Annotated in this window: 8 protein-coding genes and 1 pseudogene; 4 read left to right on the top strand and 5 right to left on the bottom strand. The window is 71.9% G+C overall.

The features are described from left to right. The first annotated feature begins 298 nt into the window (after positions 1-298). Complete coding sequence (locus MANAM107_RS11515; RefSeq protein WP_223908582.1) at positions 299-2,347, top strand: alpha/beta hydrolase family protein; 2,049 nt, start codon at positions 299-301, stop codon at positions 2,345-2,347. Between the two features lie 69 nt (positions 2,348-2,416). On the opposite strand, the gene MANAM107_RS11510 is transcribed toward MANAM107_RS11515, so the two are convergent. After that, positions 2,417-3,793: a UTP--glucose-1-phosphate uridylyltransferase gene (locus MANAM107_RS11510; RefSeq protein ID WP_223908580.1), complete on the bottom strand. Its 1,377-nt coding sequence runs from the start codon at positions 3,791-3,793 to the stop codon at positions 2,417-2,419. A 185-nt stretch (positions 3,794-3,978) separates the two neighbouring features. On the opposite strand from MANAM107_RS11510, the gene MANAM107_RS11505 reads away from it, so the two are divergent. Then, entirely contained in the window at positions 3,979-6,492 is a 2,514-nt protein-coding gene (locus tag MANAM107_RS11505; RefSeq protein WP_223908578.1) for a DUF2339 domain-containing protein, read from the top strand. Between the two features lie 28 nt (positions 6,493-6,520). On the opposite strand, the gene uvrA is transcribed toward MANAM107_RS11505, so the two are convergent. Continuing rightward, the gene (uvrA, locus tag MANAM107_RS11500; RefSeq protein ID WP_223908575.1) at positions 6,521-9,361 is read right to left on the bottom strand and encodes an excinuclease ABC subunit UvrA; all 2,841 of its coding nucleotides are present in this window, start codon (positions 9,359-9,361) and stop codon (positions 6,521-6,523) included. 114 nt (positions 9,362-9,475) lie between these two features. Here uvrA and MANAM107_RS11495 point away from each other — a divergent pair, with 114 nt between their 5' ends. Together MANAM107_RS11495 and MANAM107_RS11490 are read left to right on the top strand one after the other, a co-directional pair. Then, the gene (locus MANAM107_RS11495; protein ID WP_223908573.1) at positions 9,476-9,769 is read left to right on the top strand and encodes a YciI family protein; all 294 of its coding nucleotides are present in this window, start codon (positions 9,476-9,478) and stop codon (positions 9,767-9,769) included. Between the two features lie 57 nt (positions 9,770-9,826). Beyond that, a complete protein-coding gene (locus tag MANAM107_RS11490) occupies positions 9,827-10,462 on the top strand; it encodes a class I SAM-dependent methyltransferase (protein WP_223908571.1) in 636 nt (211 codons plus the stop codon). Here the strand turns inward: MANAM107_RS11490 and MANAM107_RS11485 are convergent. The 3 genes and pseudogenes from MANAM107_RS11485 to MANAM107_RS11475 all read right to left on the bottom strand — a co-directional run bounded on the left by MANAM107_RS11485 (position 10,459) and on the right by MANAM107_RS11475 (position 15,173). Further along, positions 10,459-11,459: pseudogene (locus MANAM107_RS11485) on the bottom strand (IS481 family transposase). The gene MANAM107_RS11490 and the pseudogene MANAM107_RS11485 sit on opposite strands and share 4 nt — an antisense overlap. Positions 11,460-11,618: 159 nt before the next feature. Next, a complete protein-coding gene (locus MANAM107_RS11480) occupies positions 11,619-14,117 on the bottom strand; it encodes an HAD-IC family P-type ATPase (RefSeq protein ID WP_223908564.1) in 2,499 nt (832 codons plus the stop codon). Positions 14,118-14,168: 51 nt separating this feature from the next. Continuing rightward, complete coding sequence (locus tag MANAM107_RS11475) at positions 14,169-15,173, bottom strand: TerC family protein (protein WP_223908563.1); 1,005 nt, start codon at positions 15,171-15,173, stop codon at positions 14,169-14,171. Between the last annotated feature and the right edge of the window lie 176 nt (positions 15,174-15,349).

Here is a 15,349-nt window from a genome sequence, read left to right as displayed (position 1 = left end):
CTGGTGGCACCGGGGTCCTCTTCTATCTCTCGGCATCTCTCGGCATGGTCCAGATCGCCCAGCAGGGCGGGCTATACGGCCCGGCCGCCGGGGATGGCCCTTCTGCTCCACAGCATAAGGGCAGGACCGGATGTCGAGTGGGTGTCACATTGCTCACGGCAAGGACGTTAGGGTGTGCCTTGGTCGGGACGGACCGGTCCCACCGCCCCACCAGCCCGCCGTCCCGGCGCGCCGGCCGGCCCGCTCCTGGGATCCTGGGAGCGGTCCCCGCCGGGATCCGCGCCTCCCAGGAGGAACCATGAGCACCACCGCCCCCTTCGGCACCTGGCCCTCGCCCATCACTCCGGGGACGATCACCACCAGGACGGTGCGCCTGTCCCAGGTGCGGGTCGACGGCCCGGACACCTACTGGGTGGAGCAGCGCGCCTCCCAGGCCGGCCGCAATGTCCTGCTGCGCCGCGACGGCGACGGGCAGATCGGCGAGGTCCTGCCCCTGACCCCGGCTGATGAGCTGGTCGATGCGCGCACCCGCGTCCACGAGTACGGGGGCCGGGCCTACGCGGTGGACGGGGGGATCATCGTGGTCTCCCATGCCGGGGACGGGCGCCTGTACCGCTACGACGTCGCCCATCGCATGCGCGGCCTGGTGCCGCTGACGATCTACGGGGACGTGCGCCACGGGGACCTGGAGATCGATACGGCCCGGGGCCTGGTCTACGCCGTGCGCGAGGACCACCGGGGCCCGGGCGAGCCCGTCAACTCCCTGGTGGCCATCCCCCTGGACGGCTCGGGGGCGCGCGACGACGAGGCCGTGCGCACCGTCGTCAGCGGCACCGACTTCGTCACCTCCCCCACGATCTCCCCCGATGGCGAGCACCTGGCCTGGATCACCTGGGACCACCCGGGCATGCCCTGGGACAACGCCGCCCTGCACGTGGGCGACCTGCTGCCCGACGGAACCATCGGCGAGCAGGTGGTGCTCGACGGCGGGTCGGGCCACTCGGTGGCCGAGCCGCGCTGGACCGAGGAGTGCGAGCTCGTCCACGGCTCGAACTCCTCGGGGTTCTGGAACCTCTACCGCACCGAGGGCTTCCCGCGCCGCGGCACCAACCGGGAGGGGTGGGCCGCGCAGCTGCGCACCCGCGCCCTGCACCCGGCCCAGGCCACCTTCACCTGCCCGGCCTGGCAGCTGGGGCCGCACTCCTTCGACGTCCTGGACGGCGAGCACCTCATCGCCTCCTGGGCCCGCAACGCGATCTGGCACCTGGGCACCATCAGGCTATCCAACGGCGAGCTGGAGGAGTGGAACGTGGGCTGGCAGCCCATCGGCAATGTGGCCTGCTCGGCGGGCCGGGTGGTCATGCTGGCCTCCAATGAGCTGGCCATGCCCTGCATCGTGGAGGTCAGGAACGGCCAGGTCCAGGTGCTGCGCGGCTCGGGCGAGTTCGAGCCCGAGGCCATCGGCGTGTCCTTCCCCGACCCGGTCTCGTGGACGAGCACCGACGGCGCCACCGCCCACGGCTTCTACTACCCGCCGACCTCGGCCCACCACACCGGGCCCGAGGGCGAGCTGCCCCCACTGATCGTCAATGTCCACGGCGGCCCCACGGCCACCGCGGCACCCGGCTACGACCTGCGCATCCAGTACTGGACCAGCCGCGGCTTCGCCTACCTGGACGTCAACTACCGCGGCTCGATGGGCTACGGCACCGGCTACCGCAGGGCCCTGGAGGGCAACTGGGGCATCCACGACGTCGAGGACTGCATCAGCGGGGCGCGCTTCCTGGCCGAGCGCGGGCTGGTCGATCCGCGGCGCATGGCCATCCGCGGGTCCTCGGCCGGCGGCTTCACGGTGCTGTCGGCCATCACCCGCACCGAGGTCTTCTCCGCGGCGGCCTCCTGCTTCGGCATCGCGGACCTGACCCGACTGCGGGCCACCACCCACAAGTTCGAGTCGCACTACATCGGCCAGCTCATCGGCACCCAGGACCCCCAGGACCCGGTGCTCATCGAGCGCAGCCCCATCACGCACGTGGACTCCATCACCACGCCCCTGCTGCTGGTCCAGGGCTCGGAGGACCCCATCGTCCCGGCCGAGCAGGCCACCCTCATGTACGAGGCCATCCGGGCCAAGGGCGCGCCGGTGGCCCTGGAGGTCTTCCACGGCGAGGGCCACGGCTTCCGCATGGCGGCCAACATCCGCCGGCACTACGAGGCCGAGCTCAGCTTCTACCGCCAGGTCTGGGGCCTGGCCACTCCCCCGCAGGACGAGGGCGCCTCGCTGACCGTGGAGAACCTGGCGGTGGACAGCCCGAGCCTCACTGAGGGCGCCGGCGGCCCGGCCTGAGTGACGCCGCCTGAGCGGTGCGCGGATCACCGGTGGCAAAGGCCTCCCGCGCCGGCCGCTCGGGCGCGCTCAGATCCGGGCGCCGTCGGCCACGCGGCCCGGCGACCCGGCCTCGGCGACCGCCGCCTGCCCGGTGGCCACCACGCCCTCGCCGAAGGTCCAGTCCCCCGCGACGCTGAAGGAGACGGCCTCCCGCAGCGAGGGGGCGCCGTGGGGGAAGCGGGCCTCGAAGTCCTTGATCGTCTTGTAGAAGCGGCTGTCCAGGCTCACCGTGCAGGCGGGCCGGGCCACCTGGGTCAGCAGCCCGGCGTCGTCGAGCTCGTAGGCATCCGAGCGCAGCAGCAGCAGGTCGTTGGTGGTCTTGACCGGCAGGAAGCGGCTGCGCGGCACCTCGATGGCCGTGGCGCCCTCGAAGGCCTCGACGGCGGCACCCATAGCCGTTTCGATCTGCACCACCGGCGTGGAGTCCGGATCGGCGGGATCGACGGTCTTGGTGTTCTTGATCAGGGGCAGGCCCAGGATTCCTCGGCGCTCAACGAGGGTCTCGCGCAGGACCCGGAGGTCGAACCACAGGTTGTTGGTGTGGAAGAAGGGGTGGCGGAACTGGTCGGTGAAGTAGTGCATCTCCTCGGCGGGCGTCTGGGCGGTGTCGCGCAGGATGATCCGGCCATCGCGGGTGCGCACGGCCAGGTGGCCGCCCTTGACATCCGCGGGCGTGCGCCGGCACATCTCGGCGGCGTACGGGGCCCCCGAGGCCGCGAACCAGCCGGCGATCCTGGCCGAGGGGGCCGCACCGAGGTTGTCGGAGTTGGAGGTCATCGCATAGCGGTAGCCCTGCTCGATCAGCGCATCGAGCACCCCCGAGGCCATGAGCGCGGTGTAGATGTCCCCGTGGCCCGGCGGGCACCACTCCAGCTCGGGATCCGCCGGCCACTCCACCGGGCTGAGGTCGTCCTGGCGCAGCTTGGGCTCCTGGTTCTGCAGGAAGTCCAGGGGCAGGCCCGGGACCGCCAGGTCCGGGTAGGCGGCCAGCGCCTCCAGGGTGTCGCGCCGGGTGCGGAAGGAGTTCATGAAGATCAGCGGCAGGCTCACCCCGTGGGCCTCGCGCGCGGCGCGCACCTGTGCGACCAGGAGGTCCAGGAAGCTCCGACCCTCGCGCACCGGCAGGAGCGACTTGGCCCGGTCCATCCCCATCGAGGTGCCCAGGCCGCCGTTGAGCTTGATCAGGACGGTGCGCCCCAGGGCCTCGCGCGCCGCGTCCTGGTCGACCTGGACATCCTCGATGGAGTCGATGGAGGTCAGCGGCTCGATGGTGTCCTCGGGGATGAGGCCTGTGGCCCCCTCCTCCAGCGCACGGTAGTAGTGGCTGAAGACATCGATCGCCTCGGCGGCGACACCCGCCTCACGCATCTTCGCCTGGGCCCGGGACAGTCCGTTCTCGCTCATGGCATGAGGGTATCCGACGACACCCCCGCATGTCCTATCCTGTTCGACTTCGTTCGTTTTTGAGTACTATGATGCATGTCACTTATTGGAACGGTTTCCTGAGTCTTTGTAGCCGTTGCGGCCTCAACGGTCATGGTTGATGATAGTTGCTGTTCCCACGTTGCCCGCCTTTCTGGGAGTCCCACATGCCCGCCCCATACGGCCCCGGTGACCGCTCATCGGAGATCATCGCCCGGCTCGACCTCATGGAGCGCAAGCTCGACTGGATCGCCCGCCGGGTGGCCCAGCGCCCCGCACCCTCCACCCCGCCTGCGTCCACCGCTCCGGCCGCCACGATCCCGTCGCCCGCCTCCCAGGATCCATCCGCCCAGGACTCAGCCGCCAAGGGCCTCGCCGCGCAGGAGGACGCCGCCCAGGGCTGGGCCGCGCCGTCCGAGCCAGAGCAGGTCAAGGGCCCGGAGCCCGAGCAGTCCGAGGGCGAACCGGGCGCGGCGCCCGAGGTCCCACCGGACTCGCCACCCGCGGTGCCCCAGCCGCCGGGGCTGCGGGACCAGGGCGCTCAGGCCCCCGCCGCACAGGGCCCCAGGCCCTACGGGTACATCACGGTGCCGCCGGCAGCCGCCGGGCCCACGCCACCACTCCAGCCCACGCCGCCGGCCCGGCCCGCGGCCAGCGCACCGCTCCTGCCCGCGGCCATGCGCAGCGAGGGCAATCTCGGCCGCTACCTGCTCTCCGCGGCGGCGGCGCTGCTGGTGGTGCTGGCGGCGGTCAGCCTCATCGCCCTGGTGTGGGACTCGATCCCCGATGGGGTCAAGGTCGGCGCCCTGGGGCTGCTCGGCCTGTCCCTGGTGGCCGGGGGCACCCGGCTGGCCGGCTCCCGCCCGCACCTGCGCGTGGCCGCCGCGACGATGACCGGCACCGGCGGCGCCCTGGGCTTCGTGTCCATCATCGGCGCGGCCCTCCTGGCCGTCCTGCCCATGGGCGCGGCCTTCACGCTCATGGCCGCCTGGGGCGCGGCCCTGCTCATCCTCTCGCGCCTGACCGGCCAGGTCTTCACCGCGGTGGTCTCGACCATCGGGGCCCTGGTGACCATCGGCTTCGCCTCCTGGCGGACCTGGTGGGCTCCCGAGCCCCACCTGGGCACCTGGGCCCTGGCCTGCTGCTACGCCGTCGTCCTGGCAGCGATCACCTCGATCCTGGCGCGGCGCGGGCGCCCCATGCGCCCGGCCGCCTGGTACCCCGTGACCTCCCTGGTCGTCCTGGGCGCGACCCTGCTCATGACCCCGGCCGCCGTCCTGGTGGAGGCCTCCTCCCTGGGGGCGATCGCGCTCACGGTCCTGACCGGCGCCGCCCTGCTCCTCCAGCAGCTCGACTCCAGCCGGCTGCTGTGGAGCGCCGGGTACCGCGGCGCAGCGGGCGCCGACTGGGCCGTCGCGGGGATCGTCCTGGGCTTCAGCCTCCTGCGTCTGGTCCACCTCCTCAGCGCCACGCCCCAGGCCGAGTTGCTCACCGCCCTGACCAGTGGCCTCGCCCTGTGCCTGCTGGCAGCGGTCTCCACGCTCATGCTCGACCCGGGGCCCGCGGGCTGGCGCCGCCCATGCGCCCCGGTGCACCTGGTCACGACCCTTCTCCTGGGCATCCTCGCCGCATTTGCGACGCCCGCCCTGGCGCTGCCGGTGGTCCTGGTGGTCGCGCTGGCCTGCGTGCCGGTGCTGCGCGAGCGCTTCACCTCACCGCTCTTGGCGCTCAGCGCACTGGCGGGCCTGCCGCTCCTGCTGACCACGCGCCGCCCCCTGGAGGTCGTGGGCCTCATCGCCGCGCTCGTGGCCATCCATACCCTGACCGCGGTCCTTGAGAGCGCCCCGGGGTGGGAGCATACCCCGCAGGCGCCCGGCACGGCCCCCACCATCCCACCGCCGCTGCGGATCAGCGTGTGGATCATGGCCGCCTCTGCGGCACTCGTCCTGCCCTCGCTGGTCGGCCGCCTCCTGCCCCAGAGCACGGATTCGGTCCTGCCCACGCTGATCTTCGGCGTCATGCTGGCGGCCCTGCTGTGGCTGGGGCTGGCCCATCCGCAGGCCACGGTGCACCGCCTGCTCGCACTGCGCCTGGCGGGGCAGTTCCCCCAGGCCCTTCCCGCCGCGCCCACGCAGGCCCCGCCCCACGCCTGGCTGGGCTGGGTGCTGGGAGCCCTGGGCGTCCTGACCATGCTGTCGGCCGCGACGGTGCTCGTGGACTCCCTGCTCTGGCGGATGCCGCTCATCGCGGTGGCGGCCGCTCTGGCGGTCCTGGCCAACCGCTTCGTGTGGGCCTGGTTCGGCGCCACGGACGCCACCCTGGCCAGTGCCCTGCTCAGCTCCCTGACCCTGTGGAGCTCGGCGCTCATCCTCAGCGGCAGCAGCGTGGAATCGGTGCTCATGACCATCCTCATCCTGCTGACCGGGGCCGTGTGCATCATCCTGGGCTTCCGGCTGCGCGCCACGGTGCTGCGCCACTACGGCCTGGGCCTGGTCCTCATCGCGGTGCTCAAGCTCGCCGCCGTGGACCTGGGCTCGCACAACTCGATCATGCGGGTCCTGGCCCTGGCGGTGGCGGGCCTGGTCTGCTTCGCGCTATCCCTGGCCTACAACCGGGCGGCCGCCGAGGAGCAGGCCTCCCAGCGCCCCTCCAGCTCCCCGGACCCCTCCAGCCCGCAGTGATCGCGGGCCCTGCCGGCACGGGCCTCCCTCAGCCCCGGCTGAGGATCGGGGCCAGGAAGCGGCCCGTGTAGGACTCGGCCACGGAGGCGATCCTCTCCGGGGTGCCGGCGGCCACCACGGTGCCCCCGCCCCTGCCCCCCTCGGGGCCCATGTCGATGACCCAGTCGGAGTTGGCGATGACATCGAGGTTGTGCTCGATGACCACCACGGAGTTGCCCTTGTCCACCAGGCCCTGGAGCACACCGAGCAGCTTGCGGATGTCCTCGAAGTGCAGTCCCGTCGTCGGCTCGTCCAGGACGTAGATGGTCCGGCCGGTGGCCCGGCGCTGGAGCTCGGTGGCGAGCTTGACGCGCTGGGCCTCTCCGCCGGACAGCGTGGTGGCCGACTGCCCCAGGCGGACGTAGCCCAGGCCCACCTCCACCAGGGTGCCCAGGTGGCGTGAGATGACCGAGGAGGCGGAGAAGAACTCGGCGGCCTGGTGGATGGTCATGTCCAGCACGTCGGCCACAGTCCTGTCCTTGTAGCGGATCTCCAGGGTCTCCCGGTTGTAGCGGGCACCGTGGCAGGTCTCGCAGGGCACGTAGACATCGGGCAGGAAGTTCATCTCGATCTTCAGCGTGCCATCGCCCTTGCAGGCCTCGCAGCGCCCGCCCTTGACGTTGAAGGAGAAGCGCCCGGGGCCGTAGCCGCGCACCTTGGACTCGGGCACGGCGGCGAAGATCTTGCGCACGTGGTCCCACACCCCGGTGTAGGTGGCCGGGTTGGAGCGGGGGGTGCGCCCGATGGGCGACTGGTCGACGTGGACGACCTTGTCGAGGTTCTCCACCCCGCGCACGGTCCGGTGCCGCCCGGGGACGCCGCGGGAGCGGTTGAGCCGGTTGGCCAGGACCTGGTAGAGGATCGAGTTGACCAGGGAGGACTTGCCCGAGCCCGACACCCCGGTGACGGTGGTGAAGACTCCCAGCGGGAAGGAGACGGTGACGTCCTTGAGGTTGTTCTCCCGCGCGCCGACGACGGTGACCTCCCGCCCCTTCTCGCGCTTGCGGCGCGTGGCGGGCACCTCGATGCGCCGGCGCCCGGCCAGGTAGTCGCCCGTCATGGAGTCGGGGGCCTGGAGCAGGCCCTCCAGGGTGCCGGAGTGGACGACCCGTCCGCCCAGCTCGCCGGCGCCCGGCCCGATGTCGACGATCCAGTCCGAGGCGCGGATGGTGTCCTCGTCGTGCTCGACGACGATGAGGGTGTTGCCCAGGTCCCGCAGGCGGGCCAGGGTGGCGATGAGGCGCTCGTTGTCCCGCTGGTGCAGGCCGATACTGGGCTCGTCGAGCACGTAGAGCACGCCCACCAGGCCCGAGCCGATCTGGGTGGCCAGGCGGATGCGCTGGGCCTCCCCGCCCGAGAGGGTGGCGGCGCCGCGGGCCAGGCTGAGGTAGTCCAGGCCGACGTCGACCAGGAATCCCAGGCGCGCGCCGATCTCGGCCAGCACGCTGCCGGCGATCTGGCGGGCCTGGCCGCTCAGACTCAGCCCGGCCAGGAAGTCGCGGGCCTCGCTGATGGGCATCTCGCACAGCTCGGCAATGGAGCGCTCCCCCACCCGCACGGCCAGCACCTCGGGCTTGAGCCGGGAACCCTGGCAGGCGGGGCAGGGGACCTGGCGCATGTAGCCCTGGTAGCGCTCCCGGGACCACTCCGACTCGGTCTCGTCATGCTTGCGCATGACGTAGTCCAGGACGCCCTCGAATCCCGAGGAGTAGACGCGCTCGCGCCCCCAGCGGTTGCGGTACTTGACCTTGACCTCGTAGTCCTTGCCCCGCAGGATCGCCTCCTTGGCGCGGGCGGGCAGGGCCCGCCAGGGGGTGTCGACGTCGAAGGACAGCTCCTCGCCCAGGGCGGCGAGCTGGCGGGTGAAGTACTTCTGGTGCCCGGACCACGGGGCGATGGCGCCCTGGGCCAGGGTCAGCTCCTCATCGGGGACGACGAGCTCGGGATCGACCTCCAGGCGGGTGCCGATGCCCGTGCACACCGGGCAGGCCCCGTAGGGGGCGTTGAAGGAGAAGGTGCGCGGCTCGATCTCGTCGAGCTGAAGGGGGTGCTCATTGGGGCAGGCGCGCTTCTCGGAGTAGCGGTGCTCGCGGGAGGGGTCGTCCTGGGGCAGGTCGACCTGCTCGATGATGACCAGCCCCTCGGCCAGGGCCAGGGCGGTCTCCACCGAGTCGGTCAGTCGCTGGCGCATGCCCTCGCGCACGACGAGGCGGTCGACGATGACCTCGATGTCGTGCTTGAGGCGCTTGTTGAGCGTGATCTGCTCATCCAGGCGGCGCGCCTGGCCGTCGACCCGCACCCGGTTGAAGCCGCGCCCCCGCAGCTCATCGAAGAGCTCGAGGTACTCCCCCTTGCGCCCGCGCACCACCGGGGCCAGCACCTGGAAGCGGGTCCCCTCGGGCATGGCCCGCACCTGGTCGACGATCTGCTGGGGGGTCTGGGAGGAGATGACGGCGTCGCAGGTGGGGCAGTGCTGGATACCCGCCCGGGCGTAGAGCAGGCGCAGGTAGTCGTAGACCTCGGTGACGGTGCCCACCGTGGAGCGAGGGTTGCGCGAGGTGGACTTCTGATCGATGGACACCGCGGGGCTCAGCCCCTCGATGAGCTCGACGTCGGGCTTGTCCATCTGCCCCAGGAACTGGCGGGCGTAGGAGGACAGTGACTCCACGTAGCGGCGCTGCCCCTCGGCGAAGATGGTGTCGAAGGCCAGGGAGGATTTTCCCGAGCCGGACAGTCCGGTGAAGACGATCATCCTGTCGCGGGGCAGGTCGAGGTCCACGCCCTTGAGGTTGTGCTCGCGGGCTCCACGGACGATGAGAGAGTCGTTCACGAGGTGAGAGTCTAGGGCCTGAACACCTGTGTACATGTGTTCGACACATCTCATCCGTGGTGGGTGGGCGCCCGCCGCGGCCCCTGCACCCGGCCCTGCGCGTAGGCTGGGCCCATGAGCAGGATCTATGCCGTGGAGTACCACTACGTCACCGACCGTGATGAGGAGATGGCCCAGGTGCGCCCCTCCCACCGCGCCTTCAACGCGGGCCTGGCCCAGGAGGGCCGGCTGCTGGCGGCAGGACCCTACGTGGGCACCCATGACGCCCTCATCGTGGTGCGCGCTGAGGATGAGGCCGACGCTCTGGCCCTGCTGGAGGCCGACCCCTTCCAGCAGCGGGGCCTCATCGCCGAGCGCATCGCCCGGGAGTGGAACCCGGTCATCGGGGTGCTGGCCCCCGCCCAGTAGCGCACCGTTTTTCTGACGCCCCTTGTCCCGCATCACGACGGCGCGGACCATGTGGTCATGACCCCCAGCACCGCTGAGCACCCCGGGCCCACCACCGAGTCGCAGTTCTCCCACCCCTCCTCGCTGGTGGGCCGCCTCCTACTGCGCGGCATGAACCACGGCCATCGCCACCTCCACACCTGGGGCCTGCAGGCCGCCGGGATCCGGGATGCGGACCGGGTGCTCGACATCGGCTGCGGCGGCGGCAAGGCCATCTCCCGCATCCTGCGGCTGACCCGGCGGGAGGTCGCCGGGGTGGACCACTCCCCCGACGCCGTGGCCACGACCCTCCGGGTCAACAGGGCAGCCGCCCGCTCCGGGCGCCTGCGGGCCGTGGAGGGATCGGCGCAGGCGATCCCCTTCCCTGACGCCTTCTTCGACGTCGTCACCGCCTTCGAGACCATCTACTTCTGGCCGGACCTGCCCGCCGGCCTGGCCGAGATCCACCGGGTTCTGCGTCCCGGCGGGCGCCTCCTCATCGCCAATGAGTTCGCCGACCGCCGCATGGCCGGCTCCTGGGCGCAGCGCCTGGGCATGACCGTGCCCGACGGCGAGGAGCTCGCCGACCTCGTCCAGGCCGCGGGCTTCACGCAGGTCGAGGCGGACCACCACCCCCGCAGGGGCTGGCTGCACGTCCTGGCGACCAAGGCCTAGGTGTTCTTCCTCGTGAGGTTGTGAACGCGTTGTGAGGGGGTTTGGCCTGCGATGCCGGTGTGGGGCCGGTCGTTATTGTAGTGGTGGAGCTACTGGCCGTAGGCGTTCTCGCGCTCGGCCTCGCTGGTGTAGGCGCGCGCGTAGGCCCACTCGGCGGCCAGGGTCCGTTGAACCGCTCGACCTTGCCGTTGGTCTGGGGCCGATAGGGGCGGGTCCGCTTGTGCTTGACGCCCTCTCCCAGGGCCTGGGCGAAGGCGCGCGAGCGGTAGCAGGCGCCGTTGTCGGTCATCACCGCGCGCACGGTGATGCCCTGGGAGGCGAAGAACGCGCTGGCGCGCTTCCAGAACCCGGCCGCGGTCTCCTTGCGCTCGTCGTCGAGGATCTCGGAGTAGGCCATCCTGGAGCAGTCGTCGACGGCGTGGTGCAGGTAGCGGTAGCCGCGAGACGGGCTGGCCCCGCCCCGGGCAGCGCGGTCGCGCTCGCGCCCGGCGGCCTTGTCCTGCTGCGAGCCGCGCCCGTGGGCGCGCCACCCGCCCCCGTCGGGGATGCGGCCGAGCTTCTTGACGTCCACGTGGACCAGCTCGCCGGGCAGTTCCTTCTCGTATCTGATCGGGGCCCGGCGGCGCGCGGGCAGCCCGGTGGCCTGGTCGAGGTGGGACAGCGGGGGCATGCGGTAGCGCTCCAGGACCCGCCCGACCGTCGAGCGGGCCAGGCGCAGGTGATAGGCGATCCTGTGCGGCCCCCAACGGCGGGTGACCCTCAGGGCGATGATCCGCCGCTCTGTGCGCCTGGGCAGGCGCGAGGGGCTGCGGCGGGGCCGGCTGGAGCGGTCCTCCATGGGCTGGCCGGCCCTGTAACGGTCGGCCCACCGCTTGGCGGTGGCGGGGCAGACCTGGAATCGCTCGGCCGCCCGGCGCAGCGCCCACCCCTCGTCGACCACGCATCTGGCCAGGCGCCATCGGCCCGTGGGAGTCAAAGGAGCGTTAGCGTGGGTCATGGAGGCCTCCTGGAAGGAACGTGCGAGCAGTGAGTAGCCCACATCCTGCCGGAGGCCTCCGCCTCACCCCCGACGTTCACAACCTCCCAGGGAAGTACACCTAGGGGCACTCCTCGTCACGGGCAGAAACGCGCCACGAACACGCTCCCCCTGCCCCTCTCAGGCCCCGTCGCGGGCCGTCATGCGCCGGCGCACCAGGTGGACGATCTCGATGCCGCCGACGGCGGCTGCCGCGACGATGAGGATCACCCACCAGGTCCCGGGCGTGGGCCAGGCCAGGCGGAAGAAGCCGCGCACGGCCGGGATGAGGACCCCCAGGACGGCGGCTCCCGCCATGGTCAGGACCAGGCCGAGCCTCCAGCCCAGCAGGGGCCGGGCCGTGAGGGTCAGCAGCCACAGGCCCGAGGCCACCAGCACCAGGGTGGCCGCGGTGGTGGCCTGCTGCGGCGGTGCGCCGGTGGCGGCCAGCCAGTTCTGCGCCACCAGGGTCGCCACGGCCGCCACGGCGCCTGCCGGGACCGCCAGGCTGAGCACCCGGGGCAGGAAGCCGGGCCGGTAGCGCCGACTGGAGGGGGCCAGGGCCAGAATGAAGGCGGGGATGCCGATGGTCAGGGAGGAGACGATGGTCAGCTGGCGCGGCAGGAAGGGGTAGGAGATGGCGGTGGCGGCCACGACGACGGCGATGAGCGAGGCGTAGACGGTCTTGGCCAGGAACAGGGAGGCGATGCGCTCGGTGTTGGCCATCACCCTCCTGCCCTGGGCGACGACGCCCGGCAGGGAGGCGAACTCCCCGGTGAGCAGGACCAGTCGTGCCACGGCCTTCGTGGCGGGGGCGCCGTTGCCCATGGCGATGCCCAGGTCGGCGTCCTTGAGGGCCAGGGCGTCGTTGACGCCGTCGCCGGTCATGGCCACCACGTGCCCACTGGCGCGCAGGGCCCGCACGAGGGCCCGCTTCTGCTCGGGGGTGACCCGCCCCAGGACACTGGCGCCCTCCAGGGCCTGGGCGAGGCGCTGGAGCTGCTCGGGAGTGTCCGCCTGCGCGGGCAGCTCGCGCCCGTCGAGTGCCACCAGCGGCCCCCCGTCGGGGGCGCGCACGCCGGCCCGTCGGGCCACGGCGGCCACGGTGGTCGGGTTGTCCCCCGAGATGACCTTGGCCTGGACGCCCTGGTCACGGAAGTAGGCCAGGGTGCGCGGAGCATCGGTCCGCACCTCCTCCACGAGGGTGACCAGCGCGGCGGCCTGGAGCCGGGGAGGCAGAGCGGGCTCGTCCTGCTCGCCCCCCTCCTGCCAGGGGTGGTCGGACACGGCCAGGGCCAGGACCCTCGCGCCCTGGGAGGCCAGCGCCTCGACCCGCTCCAGCACGGCATCCCCGCCGCCGGAGCCCTGGGCGCCCAGGACGATCTCGGGGGCGCCCAGCACCCAGGTGCGCTCCCGGTAGCGCACGGCCGACCACTTGCGGCGCGAGGAGAAGGGCACGGCGGCAGCAGCTCCGCCCTCGGCGCGCGGCGGCCGCGGAAGCCCGGCCAGGCCCTCGGCGATGGCCTGGGCGGTGGGGTTGGGGTCAGGGCCCCCGCTGAGCACCGCCAGGGCGTCGATGGCCTCGTCATCCAGTGGTCCGTCGCTGGACGGGTCGGCACTGGAGGCGTCGGCACTGGGCCCGTGGGGCGCCAGGACGTCGCCCAGGCGGATGCGGCCGGTGGTCAGGGTCCCGGTCTTGTCCAGGCACAGGGTGTCCACGCGGGCCAGGACCTCGACGGCGGGCAGCTCCTGGACCAGGACGTGGCTGCGCGCCAGGCCCAGGGCCGCCGTGGCGAAGTTGACCGAGGTCAGCAGCACCAGGCCCTGGGGCACCATGCCCACGACGCCGGCGATCCCGGCCACCAGGGCCACGCGCCAGGCGCCGGTCTCGGCCGCATGGGCCACGCCGCCGGCCTGGCGCATCTGGGACCACACCAGCAGCAGGGCCACCGGGACGATGACCCAGGCGATCCAGTGCAGGACCCGGTTGGTGCCGGCCTGGAGCTCGCTGACCACCAGGGAGTACTTGCGGGCCTCGCGGGCCAGGCGGTGGGCGTAGGCCTGGGCGCCGACGGCGGTGGTGCGGAACAGGCCGGTGCCGGCGGTCACGGTGGTGCCCGACAGCACCCGGTCCCCGGGGGCGGGCCGCACCGGCCGGGACTCCCCGGTGAGGATGGACTCGTCGATCTCCAGGCCGTCGGTGGACAGCAGCTCGCCGTCGGCGGGGACCTGGTGGCCCGCGCTCAGGCGCACGACGTCGTCGAGGACCACCCGGGCCAGGCCCACCTCCTGCTCCCGGCCCTCGCGCAGGACGACGGCGTGGGGCGCCTCCAGGACGGCCAGGCGGTCCAGGGCCCTCTTGGCGCGGATCTCGGCAAGGGTGCCCGTGGCGGTGTTGAGCAGCAGCACGAAGCCGAACAGGGCGTCCGGCCAGTGCCCGACGAGCAGGACGAGCACGAGGGCGCAGCCCAGGATGCCGTTGAAGATGGTCAGGACATTGGCCCGCAGGATCTGCGCGGCGCTGCGGGAGGTCTTCTCCTGGTAGGCATTGGTCTGGCCCCACCGCACGCGCTCCTCCACCTGGGCGCGGGTCAGCCCGGTGGGAGCCTGGGGCCGGGCGGTGGCATCTGGCGTGGTCACGGTCGAGAGCCTACTGGGCGGCTCCGGGCGCCTTCTGCACCCCGCGGCCGATCAGGCGGAGACCTCCTTCGCCCGGGCGTCGGAGCGGGACTTGATGACCGAGGCGAGGACGGTGATGAGGATGACCACGACGATGAACCCGAGCGAGGCGCCGATGGAGGGCTCGGGGATGACCTCCCAGTGCTCGCCGCCGTTGATGAAGCGCAGCTCGTTCTCGTGCAGGGCGTGGTTGATGAGCTTGAAGCCGATGAAGCCCAGGATGGCCGCCAGCCCGTAGTGGAGGTAGACGAGGCGGTCGAGCAGCCCGTCGATGAGGAAGTAGAGCTGGCGCAGGCCCAGCAGGGAGAAGGCGTTGGCGGCGAAAACGAGGTAGGGCTCGCGGGTCAGGGAGTAGATCGCCGGGATGGAGTCCACGGCGAACATGACGTCGGCAGTGCCGATGGCGATGATGCACAGCATCATGGGGGTGATCATGGTGCGCCCGGCATGACGGTGGACCAGCTTGCCGCCCACGAAGCCGTCGGTGATGGGCACGACCCGGGAGATGAAGCGCACGAAGGGGCTGGGCTCGTACTCCTGGTCGTGGTCACTGGGCTCCTCCACGCCCTCGCGGGCCTGGGAGATGGCCGTCCACAGCAGCCACGCGCCGAAGATGTAGAACACCCAGGAGAAGTTCTCGATGAGGGCGGCGCCGGCCAGGATGAAGACCAGGCGCAGCACCAGGGCGATGATGATGCCCGCCAGCAGCACCTCCTGCTGGTACTTCCGGGGCACGCGGAAGGCCGAGATCATGATGACGAAGACGAAGAGGTTGTCCACGCTCAGGGCCTTCTCGGTGATGTAGCCCGCGAAGTACTCCTGCCCGTAGACCGGCCCCCAGACCGCCCAGACGATGCCGCCGAAGACCACGGCCATGGCGATGTAGGCCACCGACCACCAGGCGGCCTCCTTCATGGTGGGCTCGTGGGGGGTGCGCACATGACCGACGATGTCGATCGTGATCATGGTCAGGATGATCGCCGCCAGGGCGATCCATCCAAGAGCGTGGACATCCACTAGGTGTACCTCCGGTACAGGTCGGGTACCGGAGGTCTCCTCCCGCCGCGCCGATCGGGGCATGGCACCCCGGCCGCGGGCCTGTGGCGCCGGGGGTCAGGGCCGCTGCCCCGTCCGCCGTGATGACGACGCCACCGTTGTGGGAGTACTCCCCTCCGCATGGTCAGTGCTTGTGA

This window comes from Actinomyces capricornis (assembly GCF_019974135.1).
Taxonomy (GTDB): Bacteria; Actinomycetota; Actinomycetes; order Actinomycetales; family Actinomycetaceae; genus Actinomyces; species Actinomyces capricornis.
Note: the sequence above shows the minus strand (reverse complement) of the source record. Positions and strands in the feature narration are given on the sequence as shown.